General features: G+C 67.1%; 22 protein-coding genes. 11 read left to right on the top strand and 11 right to left on the bottom strand.

The genetic code is table 11. The features are described from left to right. Window positions 1-36: 36 nt before the first annotated feature. On the top strand, window positions 37-1,038 hold the full coding sequence (gap, locus tag ACZYSP_RS20030) for a type I glyceraldehyde-3-phosphate dehydrogenase (protein WP_093076388.1): 1,002 nt from the start codon (window positions 37-39) through the stop codon (window positions 1,036-1,038). Between the two features lie 65 nt (window positions 1,039-1,103). Here the strand turns inward: gap and ACZYSP_RS20025 are convergent, their stop codons facing one another. The 3 genes from ACZYSP_RS20025 to ACZYSP_RS20015 all read right to left on the bottom strand — a co-directional run bounded on the left by ACZYSP_RS20025 (window position 1,104) and on the right by ACZYSP_RS20015 (window position 2,770). Then, window positions 1,104-1,697: a hypothetical protein gene (locus ACZYSP_RS20025; RefSeq protein ID WP_256216732.1), complete on the bottom strand. Its 594-nt coding sequence runs from the start codon at window positions 1,695-1,697 to the stop codon at window positions 1,104-1,106. A 48-nt stretch (window positions 1,698-1,745) separates the two neighbouring features. Next, window positions 1,746-2,336 carry a YajG family lipoprotein gene (locus ACZYSP_RS20020; protein WP_354336511.1) on the bottom strand — a complete coding sequence of 197 codons (591 nt, stop codon included), beginning with the start codon at window positions 2,334-2,336 and terminating at the stop codon, window positions 1,746-1,748. 125 nt (window positions 2,337-2,461) lie between these two features. Next, window positions 2,462-2,770: a putative quinol monooxygenase gene (locus ACZYSP_RS20015; protein ID WP_093055072.1), complete on the bottom strand. Its 309-nt coding sequence runs from the start codon at window positions 2,768-2,770 to the stop codon at window positions 2,462-2,464. 113 nt (window positions 2,771-2,883) lie between these two features. On the opposite strand from ACZYSP_RS20015, the gene ACZYSP_RS20010 reads away from it, so the two are divergent. Next, a complete protein-coding gene (locus tag ACZYSP_RS20010) occupies window positions 2,884-4,209 on the top strand; it encodes an Nramp family divalent metal transporter (protein ID WP_354336513.1) in 1,326 nt (441 codons plus the stop codon). Here the strand turns inward: ACZYSP_RS20010 and ACZYSP_RS20005 are convergent. From ACZYSP_RS20005 to ACZYSP_RS19995, 3 genes are all read right to left on the bottom strand, one after another. Continuing rightward, a complete protein-coding gene (locus ACZYSP_RS20005) occupies window positions 4,206-4,544 on the bottom strand; it encodes a protealysin inhibitor emfourin (protein ID WP_489016113.1) in 339 nt (112 codons plus the stop codon). The two genes, ACZYSP_RS20010 and ACZYSP_RS20005, sit on opposite strands and share 4 nt — an antisense overlap. Then, window positions 4,541-5,626: a M4 family metallopeptidase gene (locus ACZYSP_RS20000; protein ID WP_489016111.1), complete on the bottom strand. Its 1,086-nt coding sequence runs from the start codon at window positions 5,624-5,626 to the stop codon at window positions 4,541-4,543. The genes ACZYSP_RS20005 and ACZYSP_RS20000 overlap by 4 nt, the downstream gene beginning before the upstream one ends. Before the next feature lie 78 nt (window positions 5,627-5,704). Then, the gene (locus ACZYSP_RS19995) at window positions 5,705-6,634 is read right to left on the bottom strand and encodes a LysR family transcriptional regulator (protein ID WP_097197588.1); all 930 of its coding nucleotides are present in this window, start codon (window positions 6,632-6,634) and stop codon (window positions 5,705-5,707) included. A 114-nt stretch (window positions 6,635-6,748) separates the two neighbouring features. Between ACZYSP_RS19995 and ACZYSP_RS19990 the strand changes: the two genes are divergently transcribed. The 3 genes from ACZYSP_RS19990 (at window position 6,749) to ACZYSP_RS19980 (ending at window position 9,308) form a co-directional block, all read left to right on the top strand. Then, window positions 6,749-7,840 carry a tartrate dehydrogenase gene (locus ACZYSP_RS19990; protein WP_489016108.1) on the top strand — a complete coding sequence of 364 codons (1,092 nt, stop codon included), beginning with the start codon at window positions 6,749-6,751 and terminating at the stop codon, window positions 7,838-7,840. Window positions 7,841-7,912: 72 nt separating this feature from the next. Next, window positions 7,913-8,923, top strand: coding sequence for a tripartite tricarboxylate transporter substrate binding protein (locus ACZYSP_RS19985; RefSeq protein WP_093174553.1), 1,011 nt, complete (start codon window positions 7,913-7,915; stop codon window positions 8,921-8,923). A 94-nt stretch (window positions 8,924-9,017) separates the two neighbouring features. Then, window positions 9,018-9,308: a YciI family protein gene (locus ACZYSP_RS19980; protein WP_093055086.1), complete on the top strand. Its 291-nt coding sequence runs from the start codon at window positions 9,018-9,020 to the stop codon at window positions 9,306-9,308. 21 nt (window positions 9,309-9,329) lie between these two features. Here the strand turns inward: ACZYSP_RS19980 and ACZYSP_RS19975 are convergent, their stop codons facing one another. Then, the gene (locus ACZYSP_RS19975) at window positions 9,330-10,388 is read right to left on the bottom strand and encodes a pirin family protein (protein ID WP_218132224.1); all 1,059 of its coding nucleotides are present in this window, start codon (window positions 10,386-10,388) and stop codon (window positions 9,330-9,332) included. A gap of 160 nt (window positions 10,389-10,548) precedes the next feature. Further along, window positions 10,549-10,971, bottom strand: a complete 423-nt coding sequence (locus ACZYSP_RS19970; protein WP_093055090.1) for a VOC family protein — start codon at window positions 10,969-10,971, stop codon at window positions 10,549-10,551. 238 nt (window positions 10,972-11,209) lie between these two features. On the opposite strand from ACZYSP_RS19970, the gene ACZYSP_RS19965 reads away from it, so the two are divergent. Next, window positions 11,210-12,793, top strand: a complete 1,584-nt coding sequence (locus tag ACZYSP_RS19965) for a CYTH and CHAD domain-containing protein (protein ID WP_489016104.1) — start codon at window positions 11,210-11,212, stop codon at window positions 12,791-12,793. Here ACZYSP_RS19965 and ACZYSP_RS19960 read toward each other — a convergent pair. The 3 genes from ACZYSP_RS19960 to ACZYSP_RS19950 are packed head-to-tail and all read right to left on the bottom strand — an operon-like array spanning window position 12,790 to window position 15,085. Further along, on the bottom strand, window positions 12,790-13,635 hold the full coding sequence (locus tag ACZYSP_RS19960) for a DUF6216 family protein (protein WP_354336530.1): 846 nt from the start codon (window positions 13,633-13,635) through the stop codon (window positions 12,790-12,792). The two genes, ACZYSP_RS19965 and ACZYSP_RS19960, sit on opposite strands and share 4 nt — an antisense overlap. 14 nt (window positions 13,636-13,649) lie before the next feature. Further along, the gene (locus ACZYSP_RS19955) at window positions 13,650-14,126 is read right to left on the bottom strand and encodes an FKBP-type peptidyl-prolyl cis-trans isomerase (RefSeq protein WP_489016101.1); all 477 of its coding nucleotides are present in this window, start codon (window positions 14,124-14,126) and stop codon (window positions 13,650-13,652) included. Beyond that, window positions 14,123-15,085, bottom strand: a complete 963-nt coding sequence (locus ACZYSP_RS19950) for a LysR family transcriptional regulator (protein ID WP_489016099.1) — start codon at window positions 15,083-15,085, stop codon at window positions 14,123-14,125. The genes ACZYSP_RS19955 and ACZYSP_RS19950 overlap by 4 nt, the downstream gene beginning before the upstream one ends. A 114-nt stretch (window positions 15,086-15,199) precedes the next feature. On the opposite strand from ACZYSP_RS19950, the gene ACZYSP_RS19945 reads away from it, so the two are divergent. From ACZYSP_RS19945 to ACZYSP_RS19925, 5 genes are all read left to right on the top strand, one after another. Next, complete coding sequence (locus tag ACZYSP_RS19945) at window positions 15,200-15,559, top strand: DoxX family protein (protein WP_489016097.1); 360 nt, start codon at window positions 15,200-15,202, stop codon at window positions 15,557-15,559. Window positions 15,560-15,598: 39 nt separating this feature from the next. After that, complete coding sequence (locus ACZYSP_RS19940; protein ID WP_093055098.1) at window positions 15,599-16,183, top strand: NADPH-dependent FMN reductase; 585 nt, start codon at window positions 15,599-15,601, stop codon at window positions 16,181-16,183. Next, a complete protein-coding gene (locus ACZYSP_RS19935) occupies window positions 16,180-17,037 on the top strand; it encodes a pirin family protein (RefSeq protein ID WP_489016094.1) in 858 nt (285 codons plus the stop codon). The genes ACZYSP_RS19940 and ACZYSP_RS19935 overlap by 4 nt, the downstream gene beginning before the upstream one ends. A 266-nt stretch (window positions 17,038-17,303) precedes the next feature. Then, entirely contained in the window at window positions 17,304-18,095 is a 792-nt protein-coding gene (locus ACZYSP_RS19930; RefSeq protein ID WP_093055102.1) for a class II aldolase/adducin family protein, read from the top strand. A gap of 78 nt (window positions 18,096-18,173) precedes the next feature. After that, window positions 18,174-19,742 carry an ABC transporter substrate-binding protein gene (locus tag ACZYSP_RS19925; protein WP_097197594.1) on the top strand — a complete coding sequence of 523 codons (1,569 nt, stop codon included), beginning with the start codon at window positions 18,174-18,176 and terminating at the stop codon, window positions 19,740-19,742. The last annotated feature ends 8 nt before the right edge of the window (window positions 19,743-19,750 follow it).

Here is a 19,750-nt window from a genome sequence, read left to right as displayed (position 1 = left end):
CGACAAACAAGTTTTTCAACCTTAGGAGCAAGTCAGATGGCTATCAAACTCGGTATCAACGGCTTCGGCCGCATCGGTCGCAACGTGCTGCGCGCAGCAGTGCAGAACTTCAAGAACGACATCGAGATCGTTGCCATCAACGACTTGCTCGAGCCCGACTACCTCGCCTACATGCTCCAGTACGACTCGGTGCATGGCCGCTTCAAGGGCGAAGTCACGGTTGAAGGCAACACGCTGATCGTGAACGGCAAGAAGATCCGCCTGACGCAGGAGCGCGACCCCGCGCAACTGAAGTGGAACGAAGTCGGTGCCGACGTCGTGCTCGAATCGACCGGCCTCTTCCTCACCAAGGAAACGGCGCAGAAGCACATCGATGCGGGCGCGAAGAAGGTCATTCTGTCGGCACCGTCGAAGGACGACACCCCCATGTTCGTCTACGGCGTGAACGACAAGAAGTACGCTGGCGAAGCCATCGTCAGCAACGCCAGCTGCACCACCAACTGCCTGGCCCCGCTGGCCAAGGTGCTGAACGACAAGTGGGGCATCAAGCGCGGCCTGATGACCACCGTGCACGCAGCCACCGCCACGCAGAAGACCGTGGACGGCCCGAGCAACAAGGACTGGCGCGGCGGCCGCGGCATCCTGGAAAACATCATTCCTTCGAGCACCGGCGCAGCCAAGGCCGTGGGCGTGGTGATCCCCGAGCTCAACAAGAAGCTCACGGGCATGAGCTTCCGCGTGCCGACCTCCGACGTGTCGGTGGTCGACCTCACGGTCGAGCTGGTGAAGGAAGCCACGTACAAGGAAATCTGCGCCGAGATGAAGGCACAGAGCGAAGGCGCGCTCAAGGGCGTGCTGGGCTACACCGAAGACAAGGTGGTGGCCACCGACTTCCGCGGCGACCCGCGCACCTCGATCTTCGACGCCGAAGCCGGCATCGCGCTCGACGGCACCTTCGTGAAGCTCGTGAGCTGGTACGACAACGAATGGGGCTACTCGAACAAGTGCCTGGAGATGGTGAAGGTCGTTTCGAAGTAAGGCTTCGCGGCTTCAACAAAAAAACGCGCCTTCGGGCGCGTTTTTTATTGGGCGGTTGCCCACCGTTATCGCAGCTTCTCGTTCCTGCGAATTTCGCTGCTCAGCTGCGAGGTCAATCGCGTTGCAGCCCTTCGAGCCGCCAATCCGAAGTCGCCCTTGAACTCGCCGAACTCCGCCGTGCCGTTGCCCGTCGCACGCACGTGCGTGACCTCGGCGCCGGCAGCATCGGTCACCACGCACGACACCTCGGCCGTGAACGAGGTCGGCGGCCAGCTGATGAAGGACGACGAGCTGGAGTCGGTCTTGATGCGCGGCGCGAACACCAGCGACACGCCGGCCGCCTCGTTCGCCTTCGCGTCACCGGCGGTGCGCAGCACCACCACGTCGCGGTACACCGCGCGCAGCGCATCGCGGATCGACTTCTCCAGGTCGCGGTACGGGTAGTAGCTCACGCGGTCGCCGCTGCCGCCGGGGGTGATGACTTCCAGGTCGCGATCGGCATCGGTCATCACGTAGGCGACCTTCTTCTGAATCAGGTGCGCCTGCGAACGCTGCGGCGCGGTCTCGGTGATCATCGTGATCGGATGCACGCAGCCAGCGAGCATGGATGACACCAGGGCCACGAGTGCCGCGCCCGCGACACGTCGAATCGCGGTCATCGGAAGTAAGAAGAACATCATCATCGAAGCGCCTCCAGGCCTGTGACGTCAGCGGCCGATGGCGGCCACGAACTGCGGATCGGCATACACCTGCCGCAGCAAGGCGCGCACGAGGCGCGGGTACGCGGCCTGTCCGGCTGGCACGGCGACGATGCTCGCGTAGCTCGAATCGAAGGCGGTCTCCGCGCGGTAGGTCTTGCGCAGGCGCTGCGTGCCGTCGCGCGTGACGGTGACTTCGACGTCCATGCGGCCGGTGCCGTTGATCACGCCGAGGTCGATCTCGTTGACCAGGATGCGCGCCGCGATGCGCGTGGGCGCCTTCGGGTCGTAGACGGAGATCTCGCTGAGGTCGCGCATCAGCGCGTCCTGCAGGTATTGCGCGAAGCTGCCGCTGGGCGACAGCAGCCTGGCGCTGCGAAGGCGCACGGTGTTGACCTTTTCTTCCGGCTCGGTCGGTTGCGCTTTCACGAGCGCCACCGGTCCGGGGCGCGTGGCCTCGAGGCGGTCGAGCGTCTCGTAGTCGGCCGCGTAGGGCGGCGCCAGCAACGGCGCGCAGCCGGTCGTCAGAACGACGACGGCCAGTGCGCCGGGCGCGAGCAGGGCGCGCAAGCGCCAATCCTGCGAACGAAAGATCGCCATGTCCTTGGTTCCCTCTCTCCACGAGGCATCCCGTGATGCATACATAGTGCATCCGTGGTGCGTGCTCCCGGCGCGAAGGTAGCACGCATCGCGCCGCCCGCGAAGGCGGGAAACTCAGGCCGGCTTCAGACCGGTTCGAGCACGTGGATCAGCTTGCTCTCGGTGAACTCTTTCGTCTTCTCGCTGTGGGCCTTCATGTGCGGTGCAACCGCATGCGCCTGCAGATGTGCCAGCGTTTGCCATTTCTCGACGACCACGAAAGTGTCTGGGCCGAAGCTGGCCTTCGAAGTCGGGATGCCCTGCGCATCGACCGTGGCGCCGTATTCGATGCAGCCCTCTTCGGCCAGCACGGCCGCGCGGTTGGCGGCAAAGGCTTCGAGCAACTTGGCGCGCTGGCCCGGCTTGGCGGTGATGACGGCGACGACGTGAATCATTGAAAGAGTCTCCAGTAGCTAAAGTAGTAGGACGGTCGAATCTAAGAGATTCGGCGCCGTCGTGCTGGTCCGGTCCGCGACAACACCACGGCCTTGTCCCTATCATCGCCCGCATGTTCTTCCCGCTGCCCCGCACGGCCACTGCGCCCTTCTGCCCTTCCGAAGTGAAAGGCAGCGTGGCCGTCCCGCAAGACCTGCCTTTCTTCAAGAAGCTGATGCGCTACGCGGGCCCGGGGCTGCTGGTGTCGGTCGGCTACATGGACCCGGGCAACTGGGCGACCGACATCGAGGCCGGCTCTCGCTTCGGCTACGGCCTGCTGTTCGTGGTGCTGCTCGCGAGCCTCGCGGCGATGCTGCTGCAGACGCTGTGCGTGCGGCTGGGGCTCGTGGCGCAGAAGGACCTGGCGCGTGCCTGCCGCGAGCACTACTCGCCGCGCGTCAATCGCCTGCTGTGGCTCGGCGCCGAGCTGGCCATCGTGGCCTGCGACCTCGCCGAGGTGCTGGGCAGTGCGCTCGCGCTGCACCTGCTGTTCGGCGTATCGATTCCGGTGGGCATCGCCATCACGGCCTTCGACACGCTGCTGGTGCTGGGCCTGCAGGGCGCGGGCTTCCGCCGTGTCGAGGCCATCGTGCTCGGGCTGGTCGGCACCATCGCGGGCTGCTTCGTCGTCGAGCTGGCGATGGCGCCGCCCAACTGGTTCGGCGTGGCGATGGGCTTCGGCCCGAGCCTGGAGCGGCTGCACCAGCCGGGCGCGCTGTACCTGGCCATCGGCGTCGTCGGCGCGACGGTGATGCCGCACAACCTGTACCTGCATTCGTCCATCGTGCAGACCCGGCTGATTGCCGACACCGACTCGGCGCGCCGCGAGGCGGTGCGCTTCTGCACGCTCGACGCGGTGGTGTCGCTGTCGCTCGCGCTGCTGGTCAACGCGGCCATCATGGTGCTCGCGGCCAGCGCCTTCCATGCCACGGGACACCGCGAAGTGACCGAGATCGACGACGCCTACCGGCTGCTCGAACCCATCGTCGGCAGCGCGTTCGCGGCCACGCTGTTCGGCATTGCGCTGCTGGCTTCGGGGCAGAGCTCGACCTTCACCGGCACCATCGCGGGCCAGATCATCATGGAAGGTTTTCTCGACCTGAAGATCCCGTGCTGGCAGCGCCGGCTGATCACGCGCGGGCTGGCGCTCGGCCCGGCCTGGCTCGGCGTCTGGTGGTTCGGCGATGGTGGCGTGGGCAAGATGCTGGTGCTCAGCCAGGTGGTGCTGAGCTTCCAGCTGCCCTTTGCGATGTGGCCGCTGATCCGCTTCACGAGCAGCCGCGCGATGATGGGCGGCTTTGCCAACGGCCCGGTGGTGAAGTCGCTGGCCTGGCTCTTGTTCGGCGTGATCAGCGCGGCCAACGTGTGGCTGGTCGCCTCGGTGGTCTCGGGCAACTAGCGCTTGCCCGCGTCCTTCCACAGGTGCACCAGCGCCTCGGGCGCCTCGGCTTCCGGCACCTCGAAGCTCACGGAAATCTTCTGGTCTTCTCCGGCGCTTTCAACGAGCACCTCGACACGGTAGTAGCGCTGGTCGCCGCTGGACAACGTGGCACCGGCCTGCCCCGCATGCGGTACCGCGCTTTGCAGCGCGTCGCTTATCTGCTGGCGCAGTTCGGCAGTGCAGTCGCCGAGCTGGAAGCTGCGCGGCTGCGACAGGCCGGGCATGTAGGCCAGCCCGCCCTCGCGCGTCACGCGCACGATGGTCGCCTTGTCCAGTGGCGGCAGGCGGATCATGGCGAGATCACTCCCACGGCCAGCCACGCGTCGGCCACCGCCTTGTGCACCGCGCTGCCAGCGCCGAAGCGCCGCGAGGCGACGTCGGTGCTGAGCGTTGCGAAGGCCTCGAAATCGGCATCCTGGCGCAGGCGCTTGTCGCATACCGCGTCGTACCAGACACGGCCTGCGGTTTCCCACGCCTGCCCGCCGATGGCCATGGCCGCCAGATAGAAGGCGCGGTTCGGAATGCCCGAGTTGATGTGCACGCCCCCGTTGTCCTGCGAGGTGGTGACGAAGTCCTTCATGTGCGCCGGCTGCGGGTCCTTGCCGATCACCGGGTCGTCGTAGGCGGTGCCGGGCTCGGCCATCGAACGCAGGGCCTTGGCCTTCACGCTCGGCATGAAGAGGCCCGCACCGATCAGCCAGTCGGCCTGTTGCGCCGTCTGCCGCAGCGAGTGCTGTTTGACGAGCACGCCGAACACGTCGCAGATCGATTCGTTGAGCGCGCCGGGCTGCCCCTGGTAGACGAGGCCGGCCTCGTGGTCGATCACGCCGTGCGTGAGCTCGTGGCCGATGATGTCCACCGCGATGGTGAAGCGGTTCATGACCTCGCCGTCGCCATCGCCGAACACCATCTGCTCGCCGTTCCAGAAGGCGTTGTCGTAGTCCTTGCCGTAGTGCACGCTGCCGGTCAGCGGCATGCTCGCGCCGTCGATGGAGTCGCGCTCGTACACGTCGTGGTACAGCCGCCAGGTTGCGCCCAGGTAGTCGTAGGCCTCGTCGGCCGCGATGTCGCCGGTGGCGGGCTTGCCCTCGGTGCGCACCAGCTTTCCTGGCAGCGTGGTCGTGCGGGCCGCGTCGTGGATGGCGCGCTCGGGCGAATTCGGCCGGGCCGGGCGTGGCCGCACGGCTGTCGTGCTCGCTGTGCCCGAGGCAAGCTTTGGCGGCACGAAGCCGCGCAGCGCGCGGTGCTCGCGATCGATCGTCAGCGTGTTCACTGCACGCGCGCTGATGGACGCGCTGGCGTGCTCGGCAAGGCGGCTCAGCAGGTACGGCGGTATGAAGCCGGGCGGCAGGATCTGCAGCGTGCGCGACGGCATGGGCGGGCCTTTCGTCGGGTGTCGATTGATTCAAAACACCGTAGCAGAAACACCCGTCCGCGCTTGTCGGATCGAAGCTCAAGCCCTCGGCGGCATGTCGTCTTTTCCGAGCGCGGCGGCCATGAAGTCGACGAAAGTTCGCACGCGTGCCGACAGCTGGTGGCGCTGCGGGTACACCGCGTAGATGTCGGCGTCGGGCGTGCGGTAGTTGGCCAGCACCTGAACCAGCCGGCCGCTGCGCAGGTAGCGCGCGATGTCCCACTCGGCGCGCATCAGGATGCCGTGGCCGTCCAGGGCCCAGTTGACCGCGATTTCGCCGTCGTTGGTGCTGAGCGCACCGCGCGTCTTCACGGCCTCGGTGCGCTGCGCCGTGCCGCGCCCGGTGCTCAGCCGCCAGATGCCATAGGCCTCGTCGCCCTGGCGAATGCCGATGCAGCGGTGGTGCGTGAGGTCGTTGGGCACCTTGGGCTGCCCGGCGCGCGCCAGGTAGGCGGGCGAAGCGCACAGCAGCCGCCGGTTCGACGCGATGCGCCGCGCGATCACGCGGGCCTCGGGCGGCGCGCCGAAGCGGATGCAGACGTCGAAGGCGTCGTCGGTCAGCGGCGGTGGATTGACCGAGAGCTGCAGCTGCACCTCCACCTGCGGATGCTTGCGTGCGAACTTCGAGATCAGCGGCGCCACGTGGCTGCGGCCGAAACCCAGCGTGGCGTTCACGCGCAGCAGGCCCTGCGCCTCGCCCTTCGCGCCGCCCAGCAGCTGCGCCATGTCGTCGATTTCGCCGAGGATGCGGCGCGCGTGCGCCACGTACAACTCGCCCTCGGGCGTGAGGCTCATGCGCCGCGTGGTGCGGTTCACCAGCGTGACGCCCAGGCGCGTCTCCATCTGCGCGAGCCGCTTGCTCACCGCGGGCGTGCTGATGCCGAGTTCGCGCGCCGCCGCGCTCAGGCTGCCGCAGGCCGCGAGCGAGGAGAAAAAGCCGAGGTCGGCGGGCTGGACCGGAGCAACCATGAGCGATCCGATTGTTGAACTGAGGTTAATGATGGATTCACTTTCGGCATGAATCGTTCGGCACATCGGATCCTACAGTGGGCCACCACCACTACAGCGCACACAAGGACATCGATGAGCAGCTACAGCATTGCCACCATTCCCGGCGACGGCATCGGCAAGGAAGTGATCCCGGCGGGGCGCCAGGTGATGGAGGCGCTGGCCGCGGCCTCCGGCGGCGCCCTGCATTTCAGCTTCGAAGACTTCGGCTGGGGCGGCGACTGGTACCGCGCGCACGGCGAGATGATGCCGGCCGACGGCCTCGACGCGCTGCGCAAGAAAGACGCGATTCTTTTCGGCTCCGCGGGCGATCCGCACATTCCCGACCACATCACGCTCTGGGGCCTGCGCCTGAAGATCTGCCAGGGCTTCGACCAGTACGCCAACGTGCGGCCCACGCGCATCCTGCCGGGCATCGACGGTCCGCTCAAGCGCTGCGCGCCCGGCCAGCTCGACTGGGTGATCGTGCGCGAGAACTCCGAGGGCGAGTACGCCGGCGTCGGCGGCCGCGTGCACCAGGGCCACCCCATCGAGGCCGCCACCGACGTGAGCATGATGACCCGCGCGGGCGTCGAACGCATCATGCGTTTCGCTTTCAAGCTCGCTCGTTCGCGGCCGCGCAAGCTGCTCACCGTGGTCACCAAGAGCAACGCGCAGCGCCACGCGATGGTGATGTGGGACGAGATCGCGCTGCAGATCTCGAAGGAGTTCCCCGACGTGAGCTGGGACAAGGAACTGGTCGACGCCTGCACCGCGCGCATGGTCAACCGCCCGGCCTCGCTCGACACCATCGTCGCCACCAACCTGCACGCCGACATCCTCAGCGACCTCGCGGCGGCGCTGGCGGGCAGCCTGGGCATTGCGCCCACCGGCAACATCGACCCGGAGCGGCGCTATCCGTCGATGTTCGAGCCCATCCACGGTTCGGCCTTCGACATCATGGGCAAGGGGCTGGCCAACCCGGTCGGCACCTTCTGGTCGGTGGTGATGCTGCTCGAGCACCTGGGCGAGGCCGGGGCCGCGCGCCGCGTGATGGCTGCGGTGGAGCACGTCACGGCCAACCCGTCGCTGCACACGCGCGACCTGGGCGGCAACGCGACCACCGAGCAGGTGACGCGCGCGGTGTGCGCGCACATTGCCGGCGAGCCCGTGCGGCTTGCGGCCTGACCGATTCGAGCGACACGACGGTATCCGCGCGCCTCGATGCGCGCATCACAACAACGAGCCGGAGACAACACCATGACAGCAGCTTCTTTCCCCCAGCGCCACCGGCGCACGGTGCTTCGGGCCGCGGCGCTCGCGCTCGGCCTCGGCGCCTCTGCGCTGGCGCTTGCGCAGCAGGCACCAGCCAACTGGCCGACGCGGCCCATCAGCCTCGTCGTGCCCTTCCCCGCCGGCGGCACCACCGACGTGCTGGCCCGCGCGCTGGCCGACAAGCTTTCGCAGTCACTCGGCCAGCCGGTGGTGGTCGAGAGCAAGCCCGGCGCCGGCGCCACGCTCGGCGCCGACTACGTGGCCAAGGCCAAGCCCGACGGCTACACGCTGCTGATGGGCGCGGTGCACCACACCATCGCGACCAGCGTCTACAAGAAGCTGCCCTACGACTTCCAGAAAGACCTGGCGCCGATCACCGTCGTGGCCATGGTGCCCAACGTGCTGGTCATCAACGCCGCGAACACGCCCGCGAAGAACGTGGCCGAACTGGTTGCGCTCGCCAAGGCCGAGCCCGGCAAGCTGGCCTACGGCTCCAATGGCAACGGCACGGCGCAGCACCTGATCGGCACGCAGTTCCAGTCCAGCACCGGCACCACGCTGCTGCACGTGCCCTACAAGGGCAGCGGCCCGCTCACCACCGACCTGCTCGGCGGCCAGGTGGCGATGTCCTTCGACACCATCACGCCGGTGCTGCAGCACATCAAGGGCGGCAAGCTGCGCGCGCTGGCCGTGACCACGGCGCGCCGCTCGTCGGTGCTGCCCGACGTGCCGACGCTGGAGGAAGCGGGGCTCAAGGGCTTCGACATCGGCACCTGGTTCGGCGTGCTTGCGCCGGCCGCCACGCCGAAGGAGATCGTCGCGCGCCTCAACGCCGAGATGGTGAAGATCATCCACTCGCCCGATTTCGCGCAGCGCATGCAGGCCATCGGCGCCGAGCCGCTGGGCGGCACGCAGGAAGAGATGGCGCGGCAGATCCGGGAAGAGACAGCCCGATTCGCGAAACTCGTCAAAGAGGGCGGAGTGGCGATCGACTAGCGAGCAGTCTGTTACGGGTGTGCACACCTCGCCCGGGCGGGCGTCTTGCCAAGGTCATAGGATCGGGGCTTCCGAATTCACCGCAGCCCTGCCCATGTTCATCGTCACCCTCACCTACATCCGCCCGCTCGAAGAAGTCGACGCGCTGATGGACCCGCACATGGTCTGGTTGAGGAAGCACTACGAAAGCGGGCTGTTCGTGGCTTCGGGCCGCCAGGTGCCGCGCACGGGTGGCGTGATCCTCGCCCGGTCGGGCGACCGTGAAGGGCTGGAGGCCGTGCTGGCGCGCGATCCGTTCGTGCAGGGCGGCGTGGCGCGCGCCGACGTGACCGAGTTCGTGCCCAGCATGACGGCCCCCAGCATCGAGGTGATCAAGACGTTCTAAGGAAGAACGTCTTTTTTTCGCTCAGGCTCCCGGCACTTCTTCGTGGCCGCCGGGGTGCCGCGCAAAGCGCGCGGCCTCGCGGTCGTGCACCGGCGCCGGATCGTCCCACGGCCAGCCACCGAACTGCGTGCGGCGGTAGTCGGCCATGGTCTGGCTGATCTCGGCCTGCGTGTTCATCACGAAGGGGCCGTACTGCGCCACCGGCTCGGCGATCGGGCGGCCCTGCAACACCAGGAACTCGCTCGTCTCGTCGTTGCCGTTGACGATCTCCACAGCCGCATCCGCGCGCAGCTCGACAGCGGCCGGGCCTTCCACGCGCTCGCCGGCAATGTGTGCCACCGCTCCCTTGAAGAAGTACAGCATGCGCCGCGTGCCTTCGCCCGTGGCGGCCGGCAGCGTCCATTGCGCGCCGGGCGTCATCTTCAGCGTCCAGATCGCCACGTCGGCATCGGCCTGGGCAGCCCATGAATCGGGCGGCGGCGCCAGCGGCTGGATCGGGTCCTGTCCGCTGGCGGCGTCGCCGAGCCGGCCCGCGATGACTGCAACCTCGGTGCGGCCGCCCTTCGCATCGTCGGAGGCGAAGCGCGGAATGGCGTCGGACCAGAACATCGTGAAGTGCGGCTCGGCCATCTTGCTCCTGGCTGGCAGGTTGAGCCAGATCTGGAACAGCTCCAGCGGGTTCGGCGCGCCGGCGTCGAGCAGCGGGAACATTTCAGAGTGCACGATGCCCTTGCCGGCCGTGAGCCACTGCACGTCGCCGCCGCCGAAGCGCGCGGTGGCGCCCAGCGAGTCGGAATGATCGACGAGGCCCTTGCGCACGATGGTCACGGTTTCGAAGCCGCGGTGCGGGTGCGAGGGAAAGCCCGGCACCGTGTCGCCGTGGTACATGCTCCAGCCGTCCTTGCGGCTGAAGTCCTGGCCGATCTGGCGGCCGGCCAGCGAGGCCTCGGGCCCCATCTGGCCGTTGGCCTTCGGGTAGGCGTCGTCGTGGTAGACGCAGAACAGGAACGGGTCGATCGTCTGCCACGGGAAGCCGAGCGGCTTGACCTGGACGACGGGGCCCTTGTTGTTGTCGGACATTTCGATATTCCTTTCCATGTGGGGCGCGGCCGATGATGCCGTGCCAGTGGATGGAATATCGGGGCGCCGCCGCCTTCCGGTAGAGGCCTTCCGTGCAACAGTGAAGAGCGCGTATGGAACGATGGGCATCGCTCTGGTTCTTCAGCGGCGTGGCGTTACATCACGGGTTCTGGTGCGCCACGGCGGCATTCGGGTCCATGTACACCAGCTCCCACAGGTGGCCGTCGATGTCCTGGAAGCCATGGCCGTACATGAAGCCGTAGTCCTTCGGCTCGCCCGGGATGGTGCCTCCGGCCGCCTTTGCCTTGGCCACCAGCTCGTCGACTTCGGCGCGGCTCTCGCACGAGAGGCACAGCAGCACTTCGGTGCTCTTCGACGTGTCGGTGAGGCTCTTGGTGGTGAAGGTCTTGAAGAACTCCTCGACCAGCAGCATGACGTGGATGCTGTCCTTCTGGACGACCATGCATGCGGCATTGGCGTCGGTGAACTGCGCGTTGAAGGTGTAGCCCAGCGCGGCGAAAAAGGTCTTGGTCTTCTCGAGGTTCTTGACGGGGAGGTTCACGAAGATCTGCTTGGTGGCCATGGTGTCGTCCTGTATCGGTGGATGGATGGATGTGGAGGTGTTTCACGGCATCTTGTGTACGCCGTCCACAAAAGATACCAAAGAAAATGGACGGCGTCCACATATTCTTTCAAACGGGTGAATTGGCCTGGGGCCGGTGGGCGGCGAATGGGTGGAGAGACGCGTGCGGGCGGCATGCCCTCTTGGTGCTTGACGTTGCCGGCGCCGGCATTGCATCCGGCAAAAAAGACGGGGCATCATGGCCGCCATGGAAATCGAGTTCAAGTTCTGCATTCCCGCCGACCGCCTGAAGGCCGTCGAAGCCGCCCTGAAGCGTGGCGCCGTCGTGCGCACGCGCCTGCAGGCCCGCTACTTCGACACCGCCGACCAGCGGCTCGCCGCCGACGGCATGGTGCTGCGGCTGCGCAAGGAAGGCCGGCGCTGGGTGCAGACCGTGAAGGCCACCGGCGACAACGCGCTGCACCGGCTGGAGCACAACGTCGACCTGGGTACGGCGGCTGCGGCGCCGCAGATCGATCCGCAGCGCCATCAGGGCACGCCCGTGGGCGACCGGCTTTCGAAGCTGCTGGCCGAAGGGGGCGGCGCGCCGCTGGTCGAGCGGCAATCGACCGACATCGTGCGGCTCACACGCGACGTGCGCGTCAACGGGCCCGGCGGCGCTGTGGTGGAGATGGCGCTCGACATCGGCAAGGTCGTCGCGCACGCGGGCACGCCCGAGCAGCGCGAATCGCCGGTGTGCGAGCTGGAGCTCGAACTCAAGCGCGGCGACGTGCAGGGCCTTGTGTCGCTCGCGCGGCGCTGGTCGCAGCAGCATGGGCTGTGGTTCAGCACCGTGTCGAAGGCGGAGCGCGGCGCGCGCCTGCTCGCGGCGCAGGAGACCGTCGAAGCGGCGAAGGCCGAAGCGCCACGCTTCGCCACGCAGCACCCCGACGGGCGAGCCGTGCAGCAGGCCGTGGTGGCATCGTGCCTGGCGCAGATGCTGCCCAATGCCAGCGAGATCGCGGCGGGGAGTGCCGATGAAGAGCAGATCCACCAGCTGCGCATCGGCATCCGCCGGCTGCGCACGGCGTTGCGCGAGTTGCCGGAGCTGGGCCAGTTCGACACGGCCGAATGGGAGCCGCCGCTGGTCGACGCCTTCCGCGCGCTGGGCGCATTGCGTGATCGCGAACAGGTCGTGAAGCTCGCGCAGCCCCGGCTGCGCGAGGCGGGTGCGCCGGACTTCGATCCGCTGGCCGGCGGCGATACAGCGGCCAGCACGCTATCGCCCGGTGACATCGTGCGCGCCCCGGCGTTCCAGAACGTGCTCGTTTCGCTGATTGGCTTTACCGCTGCGAAGCCTGTGGAAGCCGCACCGGCGACCGTCGCCACCGAAGACGGCCCGGCAGTTCCTTCGGCACCTGCGCCCATCAACGCCAATGCCGTGCGCCGCCTGCTGCGCAAACGCCTGCAGCGTCTGCACAAACAGGTGCGGCGCGACGGCGAGCGCTTCGAGTCGCTCGACACCGAAAGCCAGCACCGCGTGCGCAAGCGGCTCAAGCGCCTGCGCTACCTCGCCGAGTTCGTGGCGCCGCCGTTCGAAAAGGAAGACGGCAGCGCCGTCGCGCGCTACCTGAAGGCGCTGCGCCCCGCGCAGGATGCGCTGGGCGAGTTCAACGACGAGGCTGTCGCGCTCGCGCTGTACCGCGAAGCCGTCGAGCGCGATGCGCGTGCGTGGTTTGCGGTGGGATGGTTCACCGCGCGGCATGCCGCCGGCGCGAAGGCCTGCCACAAGGCGCTGGCGAAGATCGAGGATGCGCCGCGGTTCTGGAAGAAGCGCGCCTAGGTGCCGAAGTCCAGAGTCAATTGAGAGTCCGGTAGCGCTGGATCAAGCCGGCGAGCCGCCAGATGCTTTGCGACATATCCTGCGGCCCAGGCAAGAAAGCAAATCCACGAGAGCCAGATTGCGAAGGCGATCAGAAGCGCACAGGTCCAGCGCTGCTCTTTCAGTGAATCCTTGACGAATGCGGCGGTGTCCTTGTCCTTGAGAACCCCGCAAAGAACGCTTATCTCGTTCTCGGTGAAGGAGGTCCGTGCCGCATTGAGGCTCGCTGGCTGCGAGCAGTCTTCGATGCGCAACGGTGCGGGTCCGAACGGAAAGATGGATCGAAGAGCTTTGGCCTGAGTCGTCGTGGCGGCGAATGTTCGCTGCGTTGCTTTCAGCGTCAGAAAGGCTTGGTCGTGAAAAAGCGCTGTCGTGCTGACAAAAAGAAGCAGCATCCCGATCGCGACGCCGGTAAGCCTCATGCCTTGAGTCAGCCGTGACGGCAGCTTGTGCTGCTTGATCTGGCGAAGCTCCATGTCGAAAAGCTCGCCGCACAAGCTCAGCGCTCTCATCTGTACGCCGTTGTGCTTCGCCCATTGAATGAGATGCCGGGCTTGGTCCAGGCTGTTGACCTTCACACCGGCAAACAGGCGGAATGAAATCAGGCTGCTTTGCTCATCGATGAATGCGCGAATCTCCGGGTCGGTGATTTCCTGCTTCCCATGAACCAACTGCCATAGCCGGTGCACGAGTACGTGAAGTGACTCCGTCCGCCAGATGACCCAAATGAAAGCAGCGCAGATCAGCGAAGGCGCGGCAACGCTCAGGAAGCTGGAAAGACTGGGAAGAGTGGCGAAATCCATCGCCCGAGTCTGCCTCAGTGATGGTGCCCGTGCGCCCCATGAACATGCCGGTGCTCGATCTCCACCGGCAGCGCCGCACGCACATCCGTCACCTGCAGGCTGAAGCGCAGCGCCTTGCCGGCCCATGGATGGTTGCCGTCGAGCAGCACGACCGGGCCCTTGATTTTCATGACGGTGAAGACATGCTCGGTGCCGTCGTCGAGCCGGCCCTGCAACTGGCCGCCGACCTTCACGCCCGGCGGAAAGTCGGTCTTGGGGATGCTGCGCACCAGCGTCTCGTCACGCTGGCCGAAGGCGTCTTCGGGCGCGAGGTTCAGCACGGTCTGGTAGCCCTTTTCCTTGCCATCGAGGGCTTCCTCGATCTTGGGCAGCGTGTTCTCGTAGCCGCCATGCAGGTAGGCCATCGGCTCGGGGCTCGCTTCGATGAGCTTGCCCTGGGCGTCGGAGACCTTGTACTTGATGGTGGCGACGGTGTCTTTTTCGATTTTCATGGGGTGGCATTTTCAGTGGAAACGAAAAGGCCCTGAGCCTTCCCGGAAGACGGCAGCTCCTGCAGCATGTCCATCTGGTCGAGCTTGCCCAGCACCAGGTCAATGAACGCCGACACCGCCAGCGGCAGATGCTTGCGGCTCGGGTAGACCACGCTGAGCCCCCGGCCGGTGTACTCGTACTGCGGCAGCACCCGCACCAGCCGCCCTTCCTGTTCGTCGCGCGTCGCCATCGCCGGCGGCAGCTGCGCAATGCCGAGCCCGGCCAGCGCCGCCTTGCGCAGTGCCTGGGCGGTGTTGCCGGTGAACCGGCCGGTGACCTGCACTTCTTCTTCCACGCCCCCGGGACCCGTGAGGCGCCAGATCGTGTGGCCGCTGGGGTGCGGTGGCGTCACGCAGTCGTGGTCCGCCAGCTCCTGCAATGTTGTGGGCTCCCCGCGTTGCTCGATGTAGGCGGGGCTTGCCAGCAGGCCGCCGCTGCGGGTGGCAAGCCGCCGGCCGATGTAGCCCGAATCGCGCAGCACGCCTCCGCGGAAGGCCACGTCGATCTGCTCCGCGATGAGGTCGGCGGCCGCGTCGCTGAGCACGAAGTCGAGCTTCACCAGCGGATGCGCGGCCAGGAAGTCGGACACCCATTCCATCGGGAAGAAATCGAAAAAATCCGCCGGCGCCGCCACTCGCACGAGGCCGCTGGGCTCCTGGCCTCCGGCCACCAGCGCCTGCCCGGCCGCAGCCAGCCCGTCGACCAGCCCCGCGCACCGGTCATGAAAATCCTGCCCGGCGCTGGTCAGCGTCAGCTTGCGTGTCGAGCGCTGCATCAGCCGCGTGCCCAGTTGCGATTCGAGCTGCTGGATGCGCCGGCTCACGGTGTTGGGCGGCAGGCCCAGCCGCCGGGCCGCCTCGGCAAAGCTGCCGTGGCGCACCACCTGCACGAACATGGCGACGTCGTTGAGGTCGAACATGGCGGGTTGATTCCTTTAATTTTTGGACGAGTGCAATCCGACTCTACCGTCTAGTCGATCAATGGGTGCGTGCCTAACCTTATGCCCATGACTTCTTCATCTACTTCCTCTCCCATGCAGCGCCGCATCGTCTGGGGCGTTCGCATCCTGCTTGCGCTGGCTTTCGGCGCCGCCGGTGCTTCCAAGCTGGCTGGCGTGCCGCAGATGGTCCAGGTGTTCGACGCGATCGGCTTCGGCCAATGGTTCCGCTACGTGACGGGCCTGGTCGAGGTCGGCGGTGCGCTGCTGCTGCTCGTGCCTGCAACCGGCTTCTTCGGTGGCCTGTTGCTGGCCGCGACCATGGTCTGCGGCGTGGCCACGCACCTGGTGCTGATCGGCGGCAACCCTGCGCCGGCAATGGTGCTGGCGCTGCTGTCGGGCTTTGTCGCCTGGCGCCTGCGGCCCGTGCGCCGGCCGGCCGTCACGGCGGCCTGACCTCCTCTTCATCTTCTTCAACTTTATTTGGAGTACCCCATGACCCAGCAACAACCCCGCATCGGCATCATCCTCGGCTCGACCCGCGAAGGCCGCTTCGGAGAGAAGCCCGCGCAATGGATCCACGAGATCGCCAAGCAGCGCACCGACCTCGCCTTCGAGCTGGTCGACCTGCGTGACCATCCGCTGCCCTTCTTCAACGAGGCGGGCGCGCCGGCCTGGGGGCCGGTGAAGAATGAGGCGGCGCAGCGCTGGCAAGCCAAGCTGGCCACCTTCGACGGCCTTGTCGTCGTCACGCCCGAATACAACCACGGCCCGAGCGCGGTGCTGAAGAACGCGATCGACTGGGCCTACAAGGAATTCATCCGCAAGCCGATCGGCTTCGTGGGCTACGGCGGCGTGGGCGCGGCGCGGGCCGTGGAGCAACTGCGGCTGGTGGCGGTCGAGATGCAGATGGCGCCGGTGCGCAACGCCGTGCACATCGGCATGGTCGAGTTCCTCGGCATCTGGCAGCAGGGCAAGAGCTTCGACGACTTCCCGCACCTCGCGCAGTCGGCCACCGGCATGCTCGACGACATCGCCTGGTGGGCCAAGGCGCTGAAGACGGCGAGGGAGGCTGTATGACCACCGCTGCTGTCGAAACGCTGGCCCGCGCCATCGTCTACCGCACGCGCGGCTCGCAGCACGGCGGCATCGTGCGGCTGATGAGCCCCGGCGACCTGGGCGAGTTTCTCAAGCCCTTCGTGTTCCTCGACCTCTTCGGCTTCGACACCACGGGCGGCCACAAGGGCTTCGGCCTGCACCCGCACTCGGGCATTGCCACGCTCACTTACCTGATCGAGGGCGACACGCTCTACGAGGACACGACCGGCGAGCAAGGCACGCTGCTCGGCGGCGGCGTGGAATGGATGCGCGCCGGCAACGGCGTGTGGCACACCGGCGGACCCGCGCCGGGCGTGAAGCGCGTGCGCGGCTTCCAGCTGTGGGTGGCGCTGCCCGCCTCGGAAGAGAACGCACCGGCGCAAAGCATGTACCTCGCGCCCTCGCAGGTGCCGCACGAGGGCCCGGCGCGCGTGCTGCTCGGGCGCTACGGTGCGGCGCAGAGCGCCATCGCGGCACCGGCTCCGATCAACTACCTGGCCGTGCAGCTGAAAGACGGCGAGCGCTGGAGCTACGTGCCGCCCGCCGGCCACACGGTGGGCTGGGTTGCGGTCAACGAAGGCGCGCTCGAAGCGGGCGACGACAGGGGCGGCCCGATCGGCAGCGGCGAGCTCGCGGTGTTCGAGGAGTCGAGCGCGGTCATCGACTTCGTGGCCCGTGGCGACACGTCCTTCGTGCTGGGCTCGGCGGCGAAGCACCCGCACGAGCTGGTGATGGGCCATTACTCGGTGCACACCAGCCGGGCGACCCTCGACCAGGGCGAGGCCGAAATCCGGCGCATCGGCGCACGGCTGCGCCAGGAAGGGCGCCTGCCCTAGCACTCCATCGGTGCGCTTGGGCGCACGAACGGCAGCCTCCAACCACGCCGGCGGCGCGCATTTTCGGGTGCGCGCCGCCGGCTTTTTTGTGTTCCGCCCTCTGAGCGGCACCGGTCTGGAGGGCCACCCAAGGGCTTACCCCATCACGCGGGCCCGCATATTGCTTAAGACTGTCGCTGGTTGACTGTCGACAGCTCGCAGTCAATCCGACGAACCCATCAACAAGGCAAGGCCCGCCCGGCCGGGCCTGTGGAAAGGAACGCGATATGCAACTGCACGCAGTGGACCGCAAGGCCCCGCCCGTCTCAGACGCCGAGCGCCAGGTCCGACAAGACCTGGCCGCGGCCTACCGGCTGGTGGCGCACTACGGCATGGACGACAGCATCTACACGCACATCTCCGCGCGTGTGCCGGGAACCGAAGACCAGTTCCTGATCAACCCCTTCGGGATGCTGTTCCGCGACATCACCGCCTCGTCGCTGGTCAAGATCGACCTGGAAGGCCGCATCCTCGACGACTCGCCTTACGACGTGAACCCGGCCGGCTTCACCATTCACAGCGCGGTGCACGCGGCGCGCCACGACGCGGCCTGCGTGCTGCACACCCACACGGTGGCGGGCGTGGCGGTGTCGTCGCTGGCCGGCGGGCTGCAGCCCTGCAACCAGTGGGCGCTGCAGTTCTATCAGCGCGTGGTCTATCACGACTTCGAGGGCATCGCGCTCGACCCAGAGGAGCGCGAGCGCCTCGTAGCCGACCTGGGCCCCACGGCGCGCGCGCTCATCCTGCGCAACCACGGCCTGGTGACGCTGGGCCGCACGGTGTCGGAAGCCTTCATCCTGATGCTGAACCTGGAGCGTGCCTGCCGCGTGCAGGTGGCCATCCAGTCGAGCGGCCTGCCGGTGTACCCGGTGCCGGCCGAGGTCTGCGAAAAGACCGCGCAGCAGTACGAAGCCGGCGGCGGCAGCTACCTGCCCGGCCAATCCGACCCGAACGCGCGCGAATGGCGCGCGATGCTGCAGCGCATCGAGCCCGCACCGGCCACGTCGTTCCGCGACTGAGCCGCTGCCCCCCGCTTTCCCATCCCGTCCCCCTGACCCTGTCCACCACCTCGAAAGAGCCAGAAGGAGTTCGCCCTCATGAAACGTCGCAACCTCATCCAGATGGGTGCCGCTGCCACCGCCGGCCTGACGCTGGCCGGCGTTCCCCTGCACCTCCTGGCCGCGGGCAGGAAGGGCGGCGTGATCAACGCCGTCGTCCAGCCGGAGCCGCCGGGGCTGATGCTGGGCATCACGCAGAACGGCCCCACGCAGATGATCTCCGGCAATATCTACGAAGGCCTGCTGCGCTACGACGAGAAGATCACCCCGCTGCCCTCGCTGGCCACCGCGTGGACCGTCAACAAGGAAGGCACGCTCTACACCTTCAAGCTCAAGCCCGGCGTCACCTGGCATGACGGCAAGCCCTTCACCTCGGCCGACGTGGTGTTCTCGGCCGACGTGTTCCTGCGCAAGACGCATGCGCGCCTGCGGGCCAACCTGGCTGCGGTGGAAAGCATCCGCGCGGTCGATCCGCTCACCGTCGAGTTCAAGCTCAAGTACCCCTTCGGCCCCTTCATCGGCATCTTCGAGGTCGGCAGCATGCCGATGATCCCGAAGCACATCTACGAAGGCACCGATTTCGCGACCAACCCCGCCAACGCCACGCCCATCGGCACCGGGCCGTTCAAGTTCAAGGAGTGGGTCAAGGGCTCGTACATCCAGCTCGTGGCCAACGACAAGTACCACGTGAAAGACGTGCCGCTGGTCGACAGCGTCTACTTCCACGTCATTCCCGACGCGGCCTCGCGCGCCGCGGCCTTCGAATCGGGCAAGGTCGACCTGGTGCCCGGCGGCGCGGTCGAGTACTTCGACGTGCAGCGCCTGTCCAAGCTGCCGGGCGTCGCGGTCACCACCAAGGGCTGGGAGTTCTTCGCGCCGCATTCGTGGCTGTGGCTGAACAACCGCAAGGCGCCGATGGACAACATCAAGTTCCGCCAGGCCGTGATGTTCGCCATCGACCGCGAGGCCATGGCCAAGATCGCATGGCAGGGCTTCGCCAAGCCCGCCACTGGCCCCTTCAACAGCAACATCAAGTTCTACAGCACCGACGTCGCCAAGTACCCGCGCAACGTGGAAACGGCCAAGAAGCTGCTGGCCGAATCGGGCTACAAGGGCGAGACGCTGCGGCTGCTGCCGCTGCCCTACGGCGAGACCTGGTCGCGGCAGGCCGAGATCCTGAAGCAGAACCTGGCCCAGGCCGGCATCAAGGTCGAGATGACCGCCACCGACGTGGCCGGCTGGAACCAGCGCCTGAATGACTGGGACTACGACCTCGCCTTCACCTACGTCTACCAGTACGGCGACCCGGCGCTGGGCGTGGCGCGCAACTACACCACCGCCAACATCGCCAAGGGCTCGCCCTTCAACAACGTCGAGGGCTATTCCAACCCGAAGGTCGACGAGCTGTTCGATTCCGGTGCGCGCGAGACCGACCCCGAGAAGCGCAAAGCCATCTACCTGCAGGCGCAGAAGATCCTGCTCGACGAGGTGCCCGTGGCCTGGCTGCTGGAGCTCAACTTCCCCACGCTCTACCGCACCAAGCTCAGCAACATCGTGAGCTCGGGCATCGGCCTCAACGACAGCCTCGGCAACGCAAGCGTCGGCTGACGCGCGGA

Source organism: Variovorax sp. F042, from assembly GCF_057814215.1.
This window is presented reverse-complemented; position numbering and strand designations above follow the sequence as displayed.